This is a genomic window from uncultured Gimesia sp. (assembly GCF_963976445.1).
Classification (GTDB): domain Bacteria; phylum Planctomycetota; class Planctomycetia; order Planctomycetales; family Planctomycetaceae; genus Gimesia.
The window spans coordinates 1-19881 of the sequence record NZ_CAXBKP010000010.1; the positions used below are offsets into that span (position 1 = coordinate 1).

Genomic DNA, 19881 nt, shown 5'->3' on the forward strand with positions numbered 1-19881 from the left:
TGTTATTCTTGGATGTTTATTTACACTATTAAAAAGGTTTTGAGATGCCCTCTAGGGTAAAGTCAGATCCAAGCGTGTCCCCAAACATCTTTGCAGGAATGAAGTTCGCCCCGCGCGAACCTGCGTTACTTCACACACTCAATAAACGCCACCGGCGAGTTTTCCATGAGTGGGGACCAGAAGTCGACGGTGTTATCCTTGAGCCCGTCTGGTGAAAGTTTTGGCGCGTGCCAGTGGACTTCCCGGAAACCAGCCTCGCGGAAGGCGGCTTCGTGCGTTTCCACGCTCAGATAATAGTTTTCAATATCGAACGGGCCGTCTTCCAAATGGAAGGTCCAGGTGATCGGTGTGCCTTCCTGCCAGTCACCAACGGCGGTTGTCTCAAAACCATACTGGCGGAAGGACGGGGCGCTGGGAAAGTGATACGCGGGACTGCTGTTGACGGTCACGAACCGTCCGCCCGGTTTGAGGGTCCGCGCAATGCCATCGCACATCGCCTGCAGTTCGTCACGTGTGCGCGCATAGTTGAGTAGATAGGCGGCGATCGCCAGATCGTACTGATCAGTAGTAGGCAGTTCCCGTGCATCCCCCACAATATATTCGACCCCCTGCTGATGTATGGCTTCCTGTTTATTCGCGAGATCAATCATCCCTTGTGAGAGATCGACGCCGGTCACACAGGCCGCGCCCCGTTCGCGAATCATGCGTGTATAAAAGCCTTCGCCACACGCGACATCGAGTACTGCCATGTCGCGCGGGTCACCGGCCAGTTTCATCAGAGTGAAACATTCAACGAAGGTCCGCCATGGTTGCTGCTTGGAACGCTGGTACTGCTCGGCGATTGGATCGTAGTCGGTGGTCATCTTCGGAATATGCTTTCAATGGGGATTTAGAAAACTGTTGCCGTAAAAATGTTACGACTGCTGGAATATAACGTAAGCTTAAGCTGAAAACTGACAGGTTTATGCAGTTTTTATCAAGAAATTAGCCCAAAAAATTGCTCAGAACACAAGTTAGTGGCCCTCTGATGCCATCTGGTACGTCTGGGAAATCGTGTAACACGAGTCCTGGCTAACGTGCGTACGGCGCCATAGGCGGGCCTCCAACGAAAAATATATCAAATTCCCCGGAGTGTATTGTGAGATTTACCAAGCTGTATTTATTACTCATGACTTTCTGTTTTGTGCCCGGCCTGTCGGCATTGGCTCAAGATACGAAAAAGACAGAAGAGACAAAACAGGAACAACCATCCCAGCCTGCAAAAGACTTAAAACCGATCACCACGTTTAATACATCGATTCCCCTGGATCAGTTGAAGATCATGGTCAGGCCGCTCACAAAGGAAGAATTGCAGGGCGAAGCCAAGGCGTGGTTTGAGCTATTACGGAATAAAGCCCGTCAGATCGCAGCTGCCCGATTGGGGGTCAAGAAAACCAACGAAGCAATCTCTACCTCCGATGAGCAGGAAGCGGTCGATTCACTGCGCAAAGCAGAAATGGTGCAACAGACCGTGGATAAAATCGCGAAGAAGACGGAAGCACAACTGACAAAACAGGCACAGGAGAATCTGGGTGTCGACTTTACAGATAATGCAACAAAATCGGACGAGTCTCTTATTGCGCAAAAGCCAGTGTCTTTGGAATCAAAGTCAAATGAGAAAACGAAAACGGCAGACGTAGTGACAGATGAAACCACGGCGCAGTCTGCGGAAGTCATGAAGCAGCAGTTTTTGGATAACCTCATGAAGTTGCAGGATGAGCGCACGGCTTTGAGTGATCGATTGGGAGTCGTGCTGACTTCGTTGGCGCTGAAAGGGGGAGACGTAGAGACTTATCAGAAGTACATTACGGCTGTCTCGGGAATCGAACTCGATACGTCTGATGCCAGCACCAGTTGGGCAGGCATCAAAGGCTGGGTTGTCTCCAAAGAAGGAGGCCAGCGCTGGCTCTGGAATGTATTCCGGTTTGTATTCATTCTGCTAATGACCTGGTTGACGGCTAAAATTGGTTCGGCTGTGGTGAGCTGGCTATTGGAACGAAAAGTCAGACTGACACAGCTGGCTGAAAATTTAATCAGTGGTACCATCAAAAATGTGATCTTTCTGATTGGGTTTGCAGTTGCATTGGCGGCTTTGGAAGTTGATATGACCCCGGTTCTGGCGGCCATCGGAGCCACCGGCCTGGTGGTTGGTCTGGCATTACAGGGAACGCTGAGTAATTTAGCCAGTGGCCTGATGATTCTGATCAACCGTCCCTTTGATGTGGGCGATGTCGTGACGGCGGGCGGTGTCACCGGAACAGTCAGGCAGATGAATCTCGTCTCAACCACGTTTCGTACGTTTGATAACCAGACGATTCATGTTCCCAATAATTCGATCTGGAATAATGTGATCACGAACATCACGGCGAATAAAGTCAGGCGTGTTGATCTGGAATTCGGCATCGGCTATGCAGATGATTTTGAACAAGCCGAAAATATTATCAAAGAGATTCTGGAAGACCACGAGCTGGTTCTGAAAGATCCCGCAGCTGTGGTAGTCGTGCATGCGTTGACCGATTCCTCTGTGAATATCGTCTGCCGTCCGTGGGCGAAGACGACCGACTGGTGGGAAGTCAAAACAACGGTCACACGGGAAGTCAAACGCCGCTTCGATCTCGCTGGCATTTCGATCCCCTTCCCGCAACAGGATATTCATGTCTATTCTGTTGATGGAACAAATGGAACCAGTTCAGCGCTAACAGGTAGGTAAGCTGGCTCTTAACTGAATGAAGATCTCTATCGTGCCTCTGAATGGCTTCGAACGTTCAGAGGCACTTTTCTTTGGATCCGCCTGGTGCCCATTATTAGCCGCAGGGCGTTAGCCCCGGTTCCGTCCAGCCACTTTTGTGAATCTATATTTTGAGTGTTATTTTCGCAAAGAGGAATGCGAATTAAGCAACACGACCTAGGACTGAAACGTCGGTTGATGCGGCTCCGTGGTATCATCGTCGCGGTATTTAAAACGGATGGGGCGCTGGGCTGTTCGGTCTACGGTCAACTGGAAAATATCAAACCGATTATAACCGCCGGCAAGATCGTGTAGCTGTTTCGGTTCAACGCAGGAAGAGAGATCGATGTCAGCGTAGAGGATGCCTTCTTCCTCCTGCATGATCTCGCTGATGGGGGCACCGTGGGGGCCGATGGCGACGGAAATGCCACGAGGACTCGCGTCCAGAATCCGTCCTGCTTCTGGATCTCGTTTCGCTAAGAGGTCTCGCGCCGCCTGATCCAGATAGCCGGCCGCCACGAGATTAAACAGCTTGCCTTCAAAGGAGTGCGCCCCTGCACGAATCAAGATCGCATTTTTGAGATCGTAATTTTCATGGACCGCAGGATCATGCGACGGCCAGACCGGCGGATAAGTCGAGAGATGCACCTGCTCCCCTTGCGCAAGCAACGTGAACCGGGCCAGCGGATTGGTGTTTTCGCCGCAGATCAGCATGCCCACGCGTCCCAGCCGCGTCGGGCAGACTTCCAGCCCCGCGCCGTCGCCGGGCGCCCAGACCAGTTTTTCGTAGAACGTGGGCACGATCTTGCGGTGATGACAGAGAATGTTCCCCGTATCGTCAATCAAAACATTAGAATTCCAGATGCAGCCATCGCTGACGTTGGTCCCTTCATTGAAGCCCATCGAAACGAACATTTCGCATTCGCGGGCGGTCTCAGTGATTTTCGCCAGTTCGGGGCCGTCGATCTGAATCGAATTCTCGGCCAGTTCGCAGAACAGATCGTGGTTGTGAATCGGCGCCTGCAAGGCACACCAGACGGGGAACGCGGGAATATACGTTTCCGGAAACACAATCAACTGCGATCCGTTCCGCGCGGCTTCGCGAATCAGCGAACAGGCTTTATCGACCGTCGCGTCTTTATCCAGGAAAACCGGAGCCACATGGGCCAAGGCCGCTTTGAAATTTGGGTGAGTCATTGTTGAATACCGAATGAAAGAAAAGTGAATAAGACTCTTGTTTACGCTGACTTGTTTTCCAGGTCTGAGACCCGCTGTTCCAATTTCAGTTCCGCCAGTTTTTCTTCTAATCGGTTGATTTTCTTCAAAGCATTACCTCCGTAAATGAACCCACACACTGCAAATATGAAGGTCACAAAGGCAGCGGAATTTCCGAATTCAAATAAACCCAAGTCCATAATGATACTTCCTGTTGTTCAAAGTTGAATATAACGAACCAGGTCTCTTTGTTGTCTATGCGAAATCTGTTTTCAAACCTTCGCCTGAATACTCTCCAACACGCCATCCCACAATTGCAGCCGCGCCTGGACGGCGGCTTGGGCTGCTGCAATCGCTTCCTGGATTTTCGTTTCATCGCCCGCACACAGACCGTTGAGCAGTCGTAGTGAAAGCGGGGCGTGGAAATCGCCGTCGAGATCGATGTGTCGATTCAGATAGAAATGAAACACGGGGGCCTCGGCTTCGGAAACGCCGGTTCGTTTGAGGATCGCGCGAAACATGTCGGGAATAATATGCTCGCGGCCCAGTGCGAAGGCGGCGGCGATTTTGTGCGGTGCCCCTTCTTCAATGCAGGCAAACGTGTTTGTGGTGAACTCTCTTGAAGCCGGCGGCACAACAGGAAGTGCCAGTGCGGCATGGATTCCCTGCTGTTTGACGGCTTCGATGAATTCCAATAATGGTTCGGTGTGCGCGCCGACTTCAGTCATCGCCGTCTGATACAGTTCGAAATGGCTGGAATATTCGCCGTCGGCGGTTTCGTCGCATTCTTCTTCCAAGACGATTTCATTGATAAACCGTCGAACACTGGCATCGCCGTGAGGCACCCACGGCGCGCCGGTCGGTGCAACAACCCCTTGCAGATACTTCACCAGCGACATGAAATCCCAGACCGAGTAGACATGGTGCTGCATAAAACGTTGCAAGTCTTCAGTCGTGGCAATCGCCTCATAGATCGGATGATCTTCTAACTGGTTTTTGAACGATTCAATAATTTCAGATGTGATCTGTTGAGACATTAGTTTCCATTCCCTGGAATAATACTGAGCGGTACGGCGCCAGCCGCCGTTTTTAAAACGAGTGAGTTTCACAAACGGTGGCTGGCGCCATGCCGCTCAATTTAATGTGTGATTGAGCGCACATAGGATATGATTTAACTCAGGCGATTATAGTCTGCCCCGGCGTTTCTGGTAGAGGTTTCGGAAAAAATCTATGAAACCGTTCACACATCACCATAGTGCCCGGCAAGGACGACCACAAAACCGTCGGGATCACGAATCCAGATCTCGCGATGCTTGGCATTCGGGTTAACTAGGGGGCCGTCCAGAATTTCAGCGGACATCGTCTGTGCGCGAGAAACGGCGTCATCGAAATCATCGACCCGAAACCAGAGCAGAACTCCGTTCCCTTTGGGTTGTTCGAGATGGCCCAGGTGAGGATGCTCATGTACGTCCCAATGATGAAGCTGCAGGATCAATTCATCATCGTTGCCGATTAGTTGTTCATATTCATTACCACCATGGCCGCTACGGCAGTGAAGCAAACTTTGATACCAGGCACTGCTGGCTTCCACGTCTTTGACGGCGATCATCGGCTGTGGTTGCATATTTTGCGTTCCCCTTAAAACATAGTCCGCATACTGCGATATCACATTGTCTGTTCGTATAAATGATATAATCGTATCAATTCGAAAACTCAGAGATTGCATTAGACTGGAATTGATTTGGACGATACTATAACAGTACGTTCCTGAGATCAAATTATTTTCATTCTGGTGCCATGATCCCAATCTACCGTTTGTCTGCACCTCTACCGAATTCAAGCTTCGATTTACAACTAAAACACACTCTGATGTTGAGGAGACTCTCTTGACGAAAGAAGATCAACAACCAAACGAATCATCCAGCAATACATCCAGCAATAATAGTCAAGGTCGGCGCAATTTCCTCAAAGGGAGTGCGGCTGCCGTCGGCGCTGGTCTGGCTGCTTCTGTTCCCGGTGTCGCTTCTGCAGCAGACAGCGATTGTGTAGAGAAAAATCCTTATGGCGCCCGTCCCGGCGGTGGAATCAGTCTGCCCGACTATTACAAGCCCTGGCCCGCGATCAAAAATCGCAACGTCTTTATGCCGGGCACCGAGATTCTGCCGAAAAATGAAATGCGAATTTCGTTTCTGGGAAGTACTCCCTGGCCACCAACGCGGTTGCAGTCGGGAACATCGATTCTCGTTGAACTCGGCAATGGTGAATCTCAGCCGCGGCGGTTCTTCTTCGACCTGGGAAATGGCAGTATTTCAAATGCCATCGCCATGCAGGTTCCGGCGCCGCTGATCAATGATATCTTCATCAGCCATCTGCATTCAGACCACTTCGCGGACCTGCCTTATATGTATCCCTTCCGGGCTTTCTCGGGTGGTTTTACGCCGTTGCGTGTCTACGGTCCTTCGGGCAGAACGCCTGAGCTGGGCATTAATCATATGGTCAAACATATGAAAGAGATGAATCGCTGGCACGAAGAAAATTTCAACGCCTGTCCGATCGGCGATGGCATGGATATTGAAGTGACCGAGTTCGACTGGAAAGAAGAAAACGGCATCTGTTACAACAAAGATGGCGTGACCGTGCGCCACTGGCCACGCTCACACGTGAAAGATGGTGCGTCCGCCTATCGTCTCGACTGGGAAGACGCGGGCCTGTCGTTCGTCTGGACCGGCGATGGTCGTCCTGACGAACTGTCCGCCAAGTACGGCAAGGGTGTCGACGTGTTTGTCTCGGAAGGAACCATCGATGCACCGAGCCTGTCATCAATGAAACTGGGCGCACCGGCGGAACTCTGGGAATACACGATCGATATCTTTCACACGATGTATTACGCCGCCGGTTATCTGTTTAAACAGACGCAGCCCCGCATGGCGGCGATCTGCCATTACGAATATGCGGGACCCGCGCTCGAAGCCGAGTCGGTGGCGGAAGTCCGATCTAACTGGGACGGCCTGTTCATGTTCGGCGGCCCGGATGTGCAAGTCATCAACGTGACGAAAGACGCCATCTGGTCCCGCGAAGCCCTCATGCCTGATGGCGCGGCGCCTGCTTCGATGGACCCACGCTGGTTCCTCAAACCGGGAGAAAAGCTGCCGAAAGAAATCAAACTCCCCACTCCCACGATGCCGCGAGAAATGCAGCAGGAACAGTTCCTGCGTGATCTGGAAATTGATCCGAAGAAATATTATCCACCCGATGCCTATCGCAAGCCGGTTCAGAAATGGCCCGGCGTGACATTGAATCCACGTGAAATGCTCGAATCGCGTGGCATTAAAGTTGACGACGATAAGTAACACCAAAAGATCAGCTTTCAGGCACGTCATTGAAATCGATGACGTGCCTTTCTTTGCGAGAGAAACACTATGACTGAAGAAGACGACCGTCCCATCCTCGCCCCCGCGCCGCGCATTGAACCGATTGTGATCCCCGGCCGCGATCCCGTTCCGGTCACACTGTTAACCGGTTTTCTGGGAGCCGGGAAAACGACTCTCCTGAATCGGATTCTCAACGGCGATCACGGCCTGCGCGTCGGCGTACTGGTGAATGACTTCGGGGCGATCAACATCGATGCGGAACTCGTCGAAGGCGTTGAAGAGAATACGATCAATCTCACCAACGGCTGTGTCTGTTGTGAAATTCGTGACGATCTCGTGAACTCACTGGAGCAACTGCTGACGCGCGAAGATGTGATTGACTACGTGATTCTGGAAGCGAGCGGCGTGGCGGACCCGGAAGGCATCGTGATGACCTTCCTGAATGCACGCTATGAAAAACTGCTGCGGCTGGACAGCATCACTTGTATCGTCGATGCCGAAGCGATCTTTACGCACGCCGATAATGATGATCTGTCGGCACTCAAACTGCGACAGATTGGTTTTGCCGATATGGTGGTCTTGAACAAGGTCGATCTCGTCGGCCCCGATCATATCGAGGTGATCGGCGAATGGATCGGCCAGCATTTGAACCGGATTCGCATCGTCAACGCCGTCCGTTGTGAAGTCCCTCTGGAAGTCTTACTGGCGGTCGGACGATTTGATCCTGCGCATATAGAATCACAAAAGCAGAGCATCAGTGCCAGCAGTGAACCGCAGAAGCACGAAGCGGCCCACCAGATGTTCGAAACCTGGAGTTATGAAACCGATGAGCCTTTCTCGCGTGAAGCGCTGAGCGAGATGGTGCGACGTAAGTTGCCGGCTGCCGTCTATCGCTGCAAAGGCATTGTCTATTGTGCCGATGCGCCCGAGAAACGGCATGCGTTACAGGCCGTCGGCCGCCGTACCGAACTGACAGAACTCGATGACTGGGGCACGCGTCAGCCACGCACCCGGATTGTCGCCATCGGTTCCGCCCTCGACTCCGATCAGTTGACCGCACTATTTGATGCCTGTCTTCAGCAGGAAAAGTAGCGGCAAACTAAATTAAACCAGTACGCCCTTCGAAAGAAGTTCGCCCCGCCGAAGGTGCTGTTTATGCGTCTTAACAGCGCGGGGGATGCGAATTCAGTGATTGGTCCCTGTTCCAGACAGGGAGCGGCTGCCGTTCCCTTAAACCAGAGAAAGGGACCAATCATACGTGATTCGGTAAACACGCGTCGTAAATCAAACCCGGCGCTACCTGTGCCGCTACAGTCAACCGAGACACCGGCTATGGGCGGGGGGGAAAGATTCCCTTTGTGGCAATGATAAAATTGACCGTGAGGGATGGCGGCATGTTGGGTTGATCGCTGAACATTTTTTGAACAAAAACAACCTCTTCCGGTGTATCAATGGATGACTTCCGTTCGACGGCGACCGTTGTCGCAGTGGAAGCCACGTGGTGCGCCCCCCCTTTCTCTCCCAGTCTACGCTGTGTTAGACCGGGCCCACGTCCAGCATGCATCGGAAAACGAGTGCGCAAATCGGGTAAACCAAAGGTCCTGCGACCGTTTCCGCCATAGATTGTTCCCAGTAGCGAGAACAACGCCGTGTTTTCGCTAATCGGCAATATTTGGCCGCCACATTGCATCCAGCCAGCAGGGATATCAGAGCCGGCGAGCATGCGTATTTCGCCGTAATAAGGTTTCGCTGGTACTTCCTCCAGGGACTTGGCGGGAGCCCCCTTTAATGCAATGAAGAACGTGATCGCCTGAGAGGGGGGCATGTTTGAGTCCGCATGCATCGTTTCCGGAACGCTGACACTCGCTTCAGGTTGATCATCGGCTGCCCGCCTCCTGACGACGACGGTTGACGCGGTGGGAGTCACTTCTTCTGTCCCCTGCTTTTCTCCCCGGTTACTATGGTGACGGGGAATCCGACCACGCAAATCAGGCAAACCAAAGGTCGTGGCATCATAGTCTCTGGCATAAGTTGATGACAGGACGTTTGCCAACGCGGGGTAATCATCACTCGCCAATAACTGGCCGTTACATTGAGCCCAGCCCCCAGGTGCAAAATTCCCGGCAAACATCCGAATTTCACCCAGATAAGGTTTGATTCCTGATTGGGATGAATTATTAAGGATATCGTAGGCTGGAAAGGTTCCGACTAAAGCAATGATGAAATGCACTGCCTGATACGGTGGCATGTTTGTCTGGGCACGCAACGTTTCTATCACCGAGACGCCCGGGAGTGAGGCATCGCCTGCCCGCTTCTTGACAGCGACGGTTGCCGCCGTGAATGTCACCTTTTCCTGCCCCAGCTTCTGTCCCAGCTTGCGGTTCGTCAGACCAGGTCCCTGCCCGACATGCATGGGAAAACGGCCACGCAAATCGGGTAAACCAAAGGTCGTGAGACCGTCTCCGCCAAAATTGATACCCAGTAGCGCGAACAATGCATCGTGTTGGCTGATCGGCAATATTTGGCCGTCACAGAAAGCCCAGCCACGAGGTGCATAATTCCCGGCAAACATCCGAATTTCACCCAGGTAGGCATCGGTATCGTTGGCCGCCGCATCGTTTTGCAGCCCCAGAAAACAACCAGCCCCCAGTACAATTAGTGTCAGCTTTTGATAGATAAATCCCATCATTTTTCCTTTGGTGTTAAATAACAGAGTGAAATCCTCTGCAGGCTGGCCTGTGTCCCGATTGACTGTAGCGTCTCCAAAGCCATTTGAAACGAGTAAAAGTAATGCGATCTAGACTGTATCCAGTTTGACTATAGCGTCTCCAGGGGAATTTGGACCGAGTATAATAGACTGAGAGACGCTATGGTTAAAAGTAATGCGATCTAGTTGTCGTTGTAGCTTGGATAGAGTCCCTCTGTGGCAATGATGAAAGTGACCGCGAGGGATGGTGGCAGGTTTGGCTGATAAACGAACGTTTCTAAAACAGTAACGCCTGGGAGTGAGTCGTCGTCAGGCCGCTTCGTAACGACGACGGTTGTCGCTGTGGATGTGGCATTTTCCACTCCCCCTTTCTCTCCTAGAACACGCTGTGTTAGACCGGGGCTCGCTCCAGCATGCATGGGAAAACGGCTACGCAAATCGGGCAAATTAAAAAAGGAGTTGGAACCGTTTTCACTATAGGTTGCTCCCAGTAACTTATGCAATGCACTGTGTTCGCGAGCCGACAATAATTGGCCGTCACATTTCATCCAGCCAGCAGGGATATCAGAACCGGCGAGCATGCGAATTTCGCCTAAATAGGGTTGCGCTAGAGATTGCTTTAGTTCTTTGGCAAGCGTCCCCTTTAATGCAACGATAAAGTGGATCGCCTGGGAGGGTGGCAGGTTTGACTCTGCATGCATCGCTACCGGAATGCTAACGCTCTCTTCAGGTTTGTTATCGGCGGTCTGCTTCTTGACGACGACGGTTGACGCGGTGGGAGTCACTTTTTCCGTCCCCAGCTTCGCCCCCCTGGCAAACTCCCCCCTGGCAAAATAGTGCTGGGGAATACGACCACGGAAATCAGGCAAACCAAAGGTCGTGTTATCATCGTTGCTGGCATAAATTGAGTTCAGGGTAATAAACAACCCACTGTTGTTTTGATCTAAAGTCAATAATTGGCCGTCACAGAAAGCCCAGCCCGAAGGAGCAAATTCGCCTGCGAGCATGCGAATTTCACCTAGGCAGGGATTAATTTTGAAATTCATTGCATTGTTAGAGCCAGGGTCAGGGCGGGACGGAAAAACCCCGTCTATGGCTATGATGAAATTTAATACCTGGAACGGTGGCAGATTTGTCTGGGCACGCAAGGTTTCTAAAACAGTGACGCCTGGGAGTGAGTCAGCGTCTGTCTGCTGCGTGACGTTGACCGTTGTTGCGGTCGGGGTTACATTTTCCGCCCCCAGTTTCTGTCCCAGCTTGCGTTTCGTCAGACCGGGCCCTTGTCCGGCATGCATGGGAAAACGGCCCCGCAAATCGGGGACACCAAAGGTCGTGCGACCGTCTCCGCCATAATTGGTACCCAGCGCAGCGTACAATGACTGGTGTCGGTCAATCGATAACAATTGGCCGTCACAGAAAGCCCAGCCACGAGGTGCAAAGTTCCCGGCGAACATCCGAATTTCACCCAGGTAGGCATCGGTATCGTTGGCAGACGCATTGTTTTGCAGTCCCAGCAAACAACCAGCCCCCAGCACAATCAGTGTCAGCTTTTGAGAGACAAATCCCATCACAGTTCCTTTGGTTAAACAACAGAGCGAACGACACACCGAAAAACCAACACTCCTGCGACATCTCAGTTGACTTCGCATTGCATTTCGCGGTAGTTAAAAACAGGTGCCGGTATCAAAAACGAAGTCTCGCTTTTGATACCGACTGATGAAGCAGTCAAACCTGAAATACAGGCTTCAAATACAGGCCTCAACGACAATCCATTCCTTTGTGGCTCACATATGACACAGGTTTGGCGCTAGAGCGCATCACATTGGAGTATAGCGTCTCTCGTGCTATTATACTCGGTCCAAATACCCCTGGAGACGCTACAGTAAACCTGGACACAGGCTAGGGAAAGTTAATCGTCACGGGCCGCAATCCAGTGGGAGGCGGGTTCTTCGAATGGGCATAGCGGTACTTGATCGTCCAGACCTCATGTGGATCTCGATCGAAACGTAGCTTGATGGGGAAGACGGGGTTCTTCAGCTTTTTGCCGATCCCCACGCCTGCTTGAGCAGCCGCTGCCACATTTTTGGGAAGAGGAAGATCTTCACCGTAGATGTAGACCTTAATCTCACCGACATCAGCCACACTGCCTGCCAGATTCGCTAACGACTCGCCTCCGGTCTTGAATACGAAGGCATCAGCAGATTTAGCGCCGTCCTGAAAACCACGCACATCGGCAATCGAATGTCCGGGGCCATTCACCTGCTGAAAACGACCGTTTCTCATCCGCTCATGATCGTCTAGTTTCAGCGACTTGTGCCGCGGATCAGCTCTGGGAGTACTCGGCCCATTTCCCACAGGAGGGGCATCCCACGCATACGGAGCCGGGTAAGACAGGACCACGTTCGGGGCCGGTACAATCTGGAAGCCGGGAGGCGTCAGTACCCATTTATGAGCATCGTGTGGATGCACATACTTGGCCCGGAGGGTTGGTTTTCCTCTCTTGCCTTTCACCTGATGATAGAAGCTGTCGAGTCCATCAATCGTGAGGGCTGCGGCATAAATACGTTCTCGTGCCAATGGATCTTTGAGACCAGGCCGCGGTCCTCTATAATTCATACGGACTTTAAATCTCTGATTACGATGCTTGGCTTCGTCAAGCTCAAGGAAAAATGTGCCGTAGCCCGCTGAATTGGGGTTGGTGGAAATTTTTAATGGCATCGGTTCCCAGACACTCGGGTCTGAATCGTCCTTGTTGCCCGGGTTGACTCTCAGGAAGAATTCGACGTCGAATAGCCTGCGCCCTCCCTGTTTGTTGGGGGTGAATGTATTTGGGGGGATCCCAGCGACACCACCGGTTCCTTTACCGGGTCCTTTGCCAGTTCCACTGCCTTTGCCGCCGCTACTGGGGGGCAGAGGTCCTAACGAAGCATTGAGCAGCACATCTTTCGACGGGATTGACATCGAGAACGAATCCTCAGCGCCGGGAAAGATCACTGCGGCTTCGACATGAACATCGTTTTGAGGATTCTTCTGCACATCCTTGACGTCGTCGAACAGAAACCGGGACAGCACAACCACATCGATTCCAACGCCTTGACAAATTTTTCTCGCGTTGCCATTTTTTTTTGTGAACACTCCCAGTTTGGGCGTGCTTGTGGCACTGAAAAGCAGGTCGACCGTCGATTGATCAAGTACTTCGTATTTTCCGGCTGTCGCGCCTTTGCCCAGTTCTACTTTCAGTTTGTCCTGCACCAGAGAGGCTGCGACGTTTCCCAGATTGCCCATGGTGTTCGCATCGTATTTGAAGTTTTTGTCAGCGAACTTGAAGACAGCGATGCGATGCTTCTTGCCGGCAGCAGGCAGGTTGGCAGCGCAGTCCTGCTGAATCCTGCTCGCCATGGCGTCCGCAAGTTGTTCGAGATCCTTAAGTTGAGCCTGACACTCTTGCATTCCCGTCAATGCAAAACCGGCCAGCAGTAGAATTGCTGGCATAACACGCGTTAGTGAGCTACTTTTTTTCGTCATCAAAGTTTCTATTCACAAAAAAGACAATTGATAGTGACATAGAATGCAGTTCCTCAACGGGCCCTTACCTTTCGAATGAATGTCGAAGGTAGAGTACCTGCAGTCTGATCCGCCCTTTCCCAGCTGGGCTGAGCCTGGAACCAATCCAAACCCGGATTCCGTGTCACTCTAACAGTACGCCCTCCTTCCTGTATCTAATCTGGCTCGTATTATTAACCATTTCTTTTTCTTTGACGCGATCCGCATGCCTTGACTCCTATGATTGGAATTTGGTCCTGAACTGGTGTCGCAGGTGGCCTGAACATGGTCACTGCATAGACAGATAAAAGCCAATCCGATTCAGAGACCGGGAGAGGGTCATTTTATCGTCTTCGGTATCCGAAACGGTTATGGTTTCACCTGGCATCACAAAAGCAGAGCAGCAGTGCCAACAGCGAACAGCAGCAGCACGATGCCGCCCACCAGATCTTCGAAATCGGGAGTTATGAAACCGACCAGCCTTTCTCGCGCAGCGCTGCGCGAGAAAGGCCGCCGCAAGCTGCGTGCTGCTGTCTATCGCTATAAAGGCATTACTTCTTAGTTAAACCAGAACGCCATACGGAAGAAGTTCGCGCCACCAAAGGTGCCGTTGATCCGGCCCAGCATTTCGGGGGACGCGAAGTCGGTGATTGGTCCCTGTTCCAGATACGGGGCGGCTGCCGTTCCTTGCGCCCAGAGAAACGGATCAATTATGCGTGGCTCAGTAAACACACGCCGTAAATTCACGCCCTGTGTACCCGGTTTGCCGCGCCAGAAGGGTATCAGTTTTTTACCCTGTAATACCAATCCGGTCTCATCCAGAACGGCCAGCCACGTATTGACCATTTCCTGACTGACTTTAATTTGTAGTACGCCTGTCTGTTTCGGATTGGGAATCCATTCGTTTTCATCGTCCGTTTCAGCAAGGTAATATTTCCACATCGATTTGGCGTGTAACTGCATGTCTTCCAGATGCACCAAAGCTGCCTGCATGCGTTTTGGTTCTTTGAGTTCAAACCGCCAGAGATGAATAAACGCCAGGATGTCCGAAATCAACGGGCGATTAAACCTTCGTAGAGAATCAAAGTTACGTGGCCCTTCCAGCAGGAATGGATAAGGTGTCTCTACCTTTTCAAAAAACAGATGGGCCGTGCAGTTGAAGATTTCCTGTCCATCAATGGCCAACATCACTTCGCCCCAGGCACACAGAAAGTTGCAATATCCCGCCAGCCAGTCGGCATCGCCACGGTCAAAACCGATCACGAATTTTTCAGCGGCCTGTTGTTGCTCCGGCCCTCCGAACCTGCCCATCAGGAACGCCGCATTCATTGGTTTGCCTATGCCAAACAGATCGACTTTGATCAACCCCACATGCAACGGAAGTTTCACGTTCGGATCTTTGACGGCGGACAGGGTTTTCTCGGCTTGCTTTAGATCATCAACCCAGGTCTGCAACATCCGGCGGACATCGTCATAGGATATCGTTTCCGGTTTCGGGTTCTGCGGGAGCAGTTCTCGAATCGGCGCCGGCCCCCCTCGAAAGGCCCCTTCCGTTCGCAGGCCGAACTTGTACAGACTCCCTCCCAGATGTTCGAACGACAGAAAAAATTGAACCACCCCCAACCCAAACCGGGCTTCGTCATCCTCAGGTGATTTCGCGAGCTGTGCCTTCAGCGCCGTTTCCCCTGCCGCTAACTGGCCTGATGTCAAATACTGCTCCGCCAGCGGCGCAGCACTAACCCACTGCACAGAAAGCAGTAACGTACCTAAGATTGTTGTGAACATAGTCGTGCGACGCATGAGCGGGCTCCCGTTTGGATGTTGAGTCACTGCACTGAATGGTCCTTCAGTTACCAGATTGGAGAGGCTTGCGAAGGACCGTACTCATAATAAGGCGGATTACCGCGGCAAAGATCACGGAAATAATAGAAAGAATCTGAAAATATGATGAAATATTTTATGCTGAACCAATCGGGGAGATCTTTGCCTGTTCGTATTGGCTCTGTTTGAGACAATATCAAATCAGAACATGATCAGAGCCTGGAGTGTGAGTGCGAAGACATCTCCCGCGCTGGGGTTGGCAGCCGGGCCGTTGATGTAGGTCAGGTTCTTCTGCAGATAAACGTTTTTGCAGATTTTCATTTGATAGTACCAGGTGAAGATCGATTCCTGGCCGCGCAGCCCTAGAGCCGGGTTGTCGTTCATCTTGCCATAAGCAAACGCGAAGCCGAGCGAGTCTTCATCGCGCGAGGGAAGCGGGCCGAAATAGGTCAGCCCCATTCCGACGTAGCGATGCGTACTGACCAGTTCGGAATTGGTCGCGGCGAGTTGCAGGTAGGCGGTCAAGCCATTCGAACTCTCGCCGGGCCGCTCATAAAAGAGTCGTTGTGAGGCGAAAAAATAGGCTCCCTTGGCACCTTCGACATTGCCGTTTATGCTTTCCAGCGTTCCCGTTTGATACCAGCCACCAATGCCAATTTTTCCGGGCTTGTCATCCAGGCCGAGGGTCCAGTTTACGCCCGTTTCGGCAAGATGGATGTAGTGGCCGTCGAATCGCGGTCCCGATAGTCCCGTCTTGCGGCCGGTGGCCAGGCTGCCGTCGAAAAAACCATATTGCGCATAAAATTTCTGATTGGGGATCACCGTTGCCACAACTCCGGTGGCCGAATCGGTATATCCAGGCATGATTCCGATCTGAGTGGGGCTGTAGTACAAGGGAGTCAGGAGCGCCCCTGAGATGCCGGGAATGTTGAGCTGCTCTTCGGTGTAAGGGATTGAGCGCGCGACGTTGTTGAAATCGTACGTTGGTACGGACTTTCCAAATCGGAATACGAGTTTGTTATCAAACAGTGCCTGCCTATACCAAAGCTGATAGATCTCGACGCGCGAGTCGGGCGGGGCGCTGTCCAGTGAGTTGTAGCCCATGACACTGGCGGCATTGTTATTCACCGGGTCACCGAAGTAAAACAGAAACTCGGTTCCGAATAAGCCGCCTTTCCAGTTGAAGGCCTCTTCCGTGTCCAGTGAGAAATCGAGGATCGTCAGCGAGTCTCCCGCCCATTGTCCGGGAGTATTGCCGCCGGTGGGTTGTGCGTTGACATCGGTGATGTGCAGGCCGCCCATCCGAAAGCCGTTCTGGTTGATCCCCAGCCAGTCTCCTAACATACCGGAACCAGTCGTGATGTTGATCGCTGCGGGGTTACCGCTGATCGCATCCGGCGAGGTTCTCTCTGGGGAGACCGCCGATCGATCAATACCCGATTCCGCTATGAACTCAGGAAGCACATTGCTTTCACTGGAATCGAGAGAAGGTGTTTGAGAGTGAGCTAGACCGATCAATGCCAGCCAGATCAGCAGAGTAGCCGGGAATAGACATCGGGACCCCTGCGTTCCTGCTTGTATTCCTTGCATTCTGCATCCCCTTCTCGAACAAATCACAAGGAAATCAAAGCTTCCTCCAGTAAGTCTGATATCGTCCGCAGGGAATCTTTAACCAAAGTGGCACTGGTAAGTTACCTCAAATCAGTCCAAATCCGTCAGATCGGATACTAGTAACCAGCAATAATTGCCGTTGTGAGTTCACTCTAGAGTGGATCAGGGAATTTGCTGACGGGACTTGCAAGCGACAGAAGCACAAAAAAAACGCCAGTCAAGACGAGTTGACTGGCGCGGATAATTCATGCATCGAAGAGGTGAAAAAAAGGAAAACTGATAATCCTCTCGGGAGATGACACATGTTATAAAAACAATCTCAGTAAATCCTACTATCATTTTTATGAGTCAAAATGTCAACCCATATATAAATACTAAATGAAATCTTGGTAAATTTTCTAATTGAATTTATGTCCATTTCGGCTGATAGGGATAGTGAACTGTTTTCTACGGTATCAGATCACTTTCAACTTTATTAGTGTAATTTAAGCACGTCGATTGTTCGCTCATAGGACACAGATCACGCGATAATGACTCCAAAACCAGGCTAAACTTTGGATTCATGAGAGTATGACTACAATTCCAGAGTGGGATTTGTACTATAAATGAATCATGCACTATATTAATCCGCATCTTTGCATCGTGTTTGTGCGGGTGAATAGTAAGGCTGCACATCAGCCTTGTGGGAAATAAACGGGCTCTTCATGTTTCAACAAATTCGCTATCTATTATTACAGGTTCGTAATTCCGATGATCCCATGCGTGGTCAGGAAGTGAACTGCTTTGCCAAAGCACTGGCGGCGAATGTCAGCCAGATCGCAGTATTTGATCTCCTGGGAGACCAAATTCAGGAAACGGATCTGGTCAACTCAGATGTGATTCTGATCGGAGGCAGCGGCCACTATTCTGCTGCCGGCGAGGGACGCTGGCTGGATGTCGCTCTGGAAAGCCTGCGGGTCGTGCATGACTCGCGCAAGCCGACGTTCGCTTCCTGCTGGGGATTTCAGGCGATGGCACGGGCGATGGGCGGACAGGTCGTCCACGATCTCAATCGGGCGGAAATCGGCATTCACCATGTTTCCCTGACCGAGTCTGGCAAAACAGATCCGGTATTTGGTCCTTTGGGAACCGTGTTGCAAGGTCTGATGGGGCATGAAGATACCGTCGTCGAACTGCCGCCGGGCACGGAACTGCTGGCATCGACCGATCGGGTGGAAAATCAGGCGTATCGATTTCTGGATCGTCCCATTTATTGTACCCAGTTTCACCCAGAACTGGATCGCGATTCGTTCCTTGGGCGGCTGAATACCTATCCGGAATATGTCGAAAAAATCGCCGGAATTTCGCTGGAAGAATTCCGCCATTCGATTCATGATACCCCGGAAACCACGGCTTTATTAAAACGCTTTGTGCAACAGATTGCGCCTTTAAATTTGAATCAAACCTGACCCTCCCGCACGCTACCAGCAGGCACACATTATGCCAGAATCATCAAGCAAAAAACTGCACGTCGCCATTATCACCTCGGGGGGAGCCGGGATGTTCTGTGGTGCCTGCATGCATGACAACACCTGGACCCGCGCGATGATCAACCAGGGAGCAGAAGCGACTCTGATTCCCACCTACACCCCGATCCGCGTCGATGAAGAGAACATGACAGGCTCGCCCGTTTTTCTAGGCGGCATCAATGTCTATTTGAATTATCGATCCCGGCTCTGGCGGCGGTTGCCTCGGTTTATGAAACATTGGTTGAATACTCCCTGGATTATCAATCTGGCGACCAGCTTTGGTGTCAGCAATGACGCCCATGAACTGGGCGCGTTGACGGTCACCCTGCTCGAAGGAGAACAGGGCCCGGAACTCATGGAAATTGAAGAGCTGGCTCGGTTTGTCGGAGAACAACTGAAGCCGGATGTCGTGTGCTTGAGCAATGCCCTGCTGTCAGGCACGATCAAAACCATCAAACAACATTTCCACGGCCCCCTGTATTGCGTGTTGCAAGGCGATGACGTCTTTCTGGAAGAGCTGGGCGAGCCGTATCGCGCCCGCTCATTGGAACTGATTCGTCAGAACGTCCAACAACTGGACGGCGTATTGGTTCACAGTGATTACTACCGCGATTTTATGTCGAAGTATCTTGATTTACCCATCGATCATTTTCAAAAAATGTTACTGGGCATCGACCTCAAAGGGCACGACGGTACACCGGAGGAAAGTCCGGACGAACCCTTTACGATTGGATTCTTCGCCCGGATTTGTAAAGAAAAAGGGCTGCACAATGTGGTACAGGCGTTTGAGCTCTTTCACAAAAAATATCCCGACAGCCGATTGTGTGTCGGCGGGTTCTTAGGGAAAGAGAGCGAAGCCTATTTTCACGAAACCACAGACCATCTCGCCGCGTTGAATGACTCCTATCAATACTGGGGCAGTCCTGATTCGCGGGAAGAGAAAGTCGCCTTTTATAAAAGCCTGTCAGTACTCTCCGTTCCCACCGACTACCAGGAACCTAAGGGCCTGTTTGTGTTGGAAGCGATGGCCAATGGCGTGCCCGTTGTCCAACCCGCACATGGTGCGTTTCCGGAACTCATCGAAAAGACCGAAGGCGGCTTGCTGGTTCCCCCCGGCGATCCTCAGGCACTCGCCGATGCGTGGGAGCGGTTGTATCAGGACAAAGACTATCGCAGAAAACTGGCGCGGCAGGGCTACGAACGTGTTCGTCAGTTCTATAGCGCGGAATTGATGGCTGAGCAAAGCCTGCAGTTTTTCCAGAAGGTGGTCGATGCCTCCCGTTTTGTGAAGAACGAACCGCAATTGACGCCCGACCCTTGAATGTCGCGTCATTCTGC

At 51.8% G+C, this 19881-nt stretch carries 16 protein-coding genes; 6 read left to right on the top strand and 10 right to left on the bottom strand.

Annotated features, from left to right (window positions below; translation table 11 throughout):
- Nucleotides 1–125: 125 nt before the first annotated feature.
- Nucleotides 126–863 carry a class I SAM-dependent methyltransferase gene (locus AAC022_RS12810; RefSeq protein ID WP_339731477.1) on the bottom strand — a complete coding sequence of 246 codons (738 nt, stop codon included), beginning with the start codon at nucleotides 861–863 and terminating at the stop codon, nucleotides 126–128.
- A 275-nt stretch (nucleotides 864–1138) separates the two neighbouring features.
- Between AAC022_RS12810 and AAC022_RS12815 the strand changes: the two genes are divergently transcribed.
- Nucleotides 1139–2749, top strand: a complete 1611-nt coding sequence (locus AAC022_RS12815) for a mechanosensitive ion channel domain-containing protein (protein ID WP_339731479.1) — start codon at nucleotides 1139–1141, stop codon at nucleotides 2747–2749.
- Nucleotides 2750–2944: 195 nt separating this feature from the next.
- On the opposite strand, the gene AAC022_RS12820 is transcribed toward AAC022_RS12815, so the two are convergent.
- The 4 genes from AAC022_RS12820 to AAC022_RS12835 form a co-directional block, all read right to left on the bottom strand.
- Nucleotides 2945–3964, bottom strand: coding sequence for a carbon-nitrogen hydrolase family protein (locus AAC022_RS12820; protein WP_339731481.1), 1020 nt, complete (start codon nucleotides 3962–3964; stop codon nucleotides 2945–2947).
- A gap of 41 nt (nucleotides 3965–4005) precedes the next feature.
- The gene (locus AAC022_RS12825; protein ID WP_291176128.1) at nucleotides 4006–4182 is read right to left on the bottom strand and encodes a hypothetical protein; all 177 of its coding nucleotides are present in this window, start codon (nucleotides 4180–4182) and stop codon (nucleotides 4006–4008) included.
- A gap of 72 nt (nucleotides 4183–4254) precedes the next feature.
- Nucleotides 4255–5019 carry a DUF3050 domain-containing protein gene (locus tag AAC022_RS12830; protein ID WP_339731483.1) on the bottom strand — a complete coding sequence of 255 codons (765 nt, stop codon included), beginning with the start codon at nucleotides 5017–5019 and terminating at the stop codon, nucleotides 4255–4257.
- Nucleotides 5020–5222: 203 nt separating this feature from the next.
- On the bottom strand, nucleotides 5223–5606 hold the full coding sequence (locus AAC022_RS12835) for a VOC family protein (protein ID WP_339731485.1): 384 nt from the start codon (nucleotides 5604–5606) through the stop codon (nucleotides 5223–5225).
- Between the two features lie 262 nt (nucleotides 5607–5868).
- Here AAC022_RS12835 and gntH point away from each other — a divergent pair, with 262 nt between their 5' ends.
- Together gntH and AAC022_RS12845 are read left to right on the top strand one after the other, a co-directional pair.
- Complete coding sequence (gene gntH / locus AAC022_RS12840) at nucleotides 5869–7332, top strand: guanitoxin biosynthesis MBL fold metallo-hydrolase GntH (protein WP_339731487.1); 1464 nt, start codon at nucleotides 5869–5871, stop codon at nucleotides 7330–7332.
- A gap of 69 nt (nucleotides 7333–7401) precedes the next feature.
- Nucleotides 7402–8445 carry a GTP-binding protein gene (locus tag AAC022_RS12845; protein WP_339731489.1) on the top strand — a complete coding sequence of 348 codons (1044 nt, stop codon included), beginning with the start codon at nucleotides 7402–7404 and terminating at the stop codon, nucleotides 8443–8445.
- A gap of 238 nt (nucleotides 8446–8683) precedes the next feature.
- Here the strand turns inward: AAC022_RS12845 and AAC022_RS12850 are convergent, their stop codons facing one another.
- The 3 genes from AAC022_RS12850 to AAC022_RS12860 form a co-directional block, all read right to left on the bottom strand.
- Nucleotides 8684–10042: a tail fiber protein gene (locus AAC022_RS12850; RefSeq protein WP_339731491.1), complete on the bottom strand. Its 1359-nt coding sequence runs from the start codon at nucleotides 10040–10042 to the stop codon at nucleotides 8684–8686.
- A 200-nt stretch (nucleotides 10043–10242) separates the two neighbouring features.
- Complete coding sequence (locus AAC022_RS12855; RefSeq protein ID WP_339731493.1) at nucleotides 10243–11628, bottom strand: tail fiber protein; 1386 nt, start codon at nucleotides 11626–11628, stop codon at nucleotides 10243–10245.
- Nucleotides 11629–11959: 331 nt separating this feature from the next.
- Nucleotides 11960–13585 carry a hypothetical protein gene (locus AAC022_RS12860; RefSeq protein WP_339731495.1) on the bottom strand — a complete coding sequence of 542 codons (1626 nt, stop codon included), beginning with the start codon at nucleotides 13583–13585 and terminating at the stop codon, nucleotides 11960–11962.
- Nucleotides 13586–14036: 451 nt separating this feature from the next.
- On the opposite strand from AAC022_RS12860, the gene AAC022_RS12865 reads away from it, so the two are divergent.
- On the top strand, nucleotides 14037–14165 hold the full coding sequence (locus AAC022_RS12865; RefSeq protein WP_339731497.1) for a hypothetical protein: 129 nt from the start codon (nucleotides 14037–14039) through the stop codon (nucleotides 14163–14165).
- On the opposite strand, the gene AAC022_RS12870 is transcribed toward AAC022_RS12865, so the two are convergent.
- Complete coding sequence (locus AAC022_RS12870; protein WP_339731498.1) at nucleotides 14162–15403, bottom strand: hypothetical protein; 1242 nt, start codon at nucleotides 15401–15403, stop codon at nucleotides 14162–14164. The two genes, AAC022_RS12865 and AAC022_RS12870, sit on opposite strands and share 4 nt — an antisense overlap.
- A 222-nt stretch (nucleotides 15404–15625) precedes the next feature.
- The gene (locus tag AAC022_RS12875) at nucleotides 15626–17014 is read right to left on the bottom strand and encodes a carbohydrate porin (RefSeq protein ID WP_339731499.1); all 1389 of its coding nucleotides are present in this window, start codon (nucleotides 17012–17014) and stop codon (nucleotides 15626–15628) included.
- Between the two features lie 725 nt (nucleotides 17015–17739).
- Here AAC022_RS12875 and AAC022_RS12880 point away from each other — a divergent pair.
- Entirely contained in the window at nucleotides 17740–18483 is a 744-nt protein-coding gene (locus tag AAC022_RS12880; protein WP_339731500.1) for a type 1 glutamine amidotransferase, read from the top strand.
- Between the two features lie 31 nt (nucleotides 18484–18514).
- Nucleotides 18515–19864 carry a glycosyltransferase family 4 protein gene (locus AAC022_RS12885; RefSeq protein WP_339731501.1) on the top strand — a complete coding sequence of 450 codons (1350 nt, stop codon included), beginning with the start codon at nucleotides 18515–18517 and terminating at the stop codon, nucleotides 19862–19864.
- Nucleotides 19865–19881 lie beyond the last annotated feature (17 nt).

Excerpts from the sequence above, each read along its gene's own strand:
- AAC022_RS12810 (WP_339731477.1), bottom strand. The coding sequence starts at position 863 with ATGACCACCGACTACGATCCAATCGCCGAGCAGTACCAGCGTTCCAAG.
- AAC022_RS12820 (WP_339731481.1), bottom strand. The coding sequence starts at position 3,964 with ATGACTCACCCAAATTTCAAAGCGGCCTTGGCCCATGTGGCTCCGGTT.
- AAC022_RS12825 (WP_291176128.1), bottom strand. The coding sequence starts at position 4,182 with ATGGACTTGGGTTTATTTGAATTCGGAAATTCCGCTGCCTTTGTGACC.
- AAC022_RS12830 (WP_339731483.1), bottom strand. The coding sequence starts at position 5,019 with ATGTCTCAACAGATCACATCTGAAATTATTGAATCGTTCAAAAACCAG.
- AAC022_RS12835 (WP_339731485.1), bottom strand. The coding sequence starts at position 5,606 with ATGCAACCACAGCCGATGATCGCCGTCAAAGACGTGGAAGCCAGCAGT.
- AAC022_RS12845 (WP_339731489.1), top strand. The coding sequence starts at position 7,402 with ATGACTGAAGAAGACGACCGTCCCATCCTCGCCCCCGCGCCGCGCATT.
- AAC022_RS12850 (WP_339731491.1), bottom strand. The coding sequence starts at position 10,042 with ATGATGGGATTTATCTATCAAAAGCTGACACTAATTGTACTGGGGGCT.
- AAC022_RS12855 (WP_339731493.1), bottom strand. The coding sequence starts at position 11,628 with ATGGGATTTGTCTCTCAAAAGCTGACACTGATTGTGCTGGGGGCTGGT.
- AAC022_RS12860 (WP_339731495.1), bottom strand. The coding sequence starts at position 13,585 with ATGACGAAAAAAAGTAGCTCACTAACGCGTGTTATGCCAGCAATTCTA.
- AAC022_RS12865 (WP_339731497.1), top strand. The coding sequence starts at position 14,037 with ATGCCGCCCACCAGATCTTCGAAATCGGGAGTTATGAAACCGACCAGC.
- AAC022_RS12870 (WP_339731498.1), bottom strand. The coding sequence starts at position 15,403 with ATGCGTCGCACGACTATGTTCACAACAATCTTAGGTACGTTACTGCTT.
- AAC022_RS12875 (WP_339731499.1), bottom strand. The coding sequence starts at position 17,014 with ATGCAAGGAATACAAGCAGGAACGCAGGGGTCCCGATGTCTATTCCCG.
- AAC022_RS12880 (WP_339731500.1), top strand. The coding sequence starts at position 17,740 with ATGTTTCAACAAATTCGCTATCTATTATTACAGGTTCGTAATTCCGAT.
- AAC022_RS12885 (WP_339731501.1), top strand. The coding sequence starts at position 18,515 with ATGCCAGAATCATCAAGCAAAAAACTGCACGTCGCCATTATCACCTCG.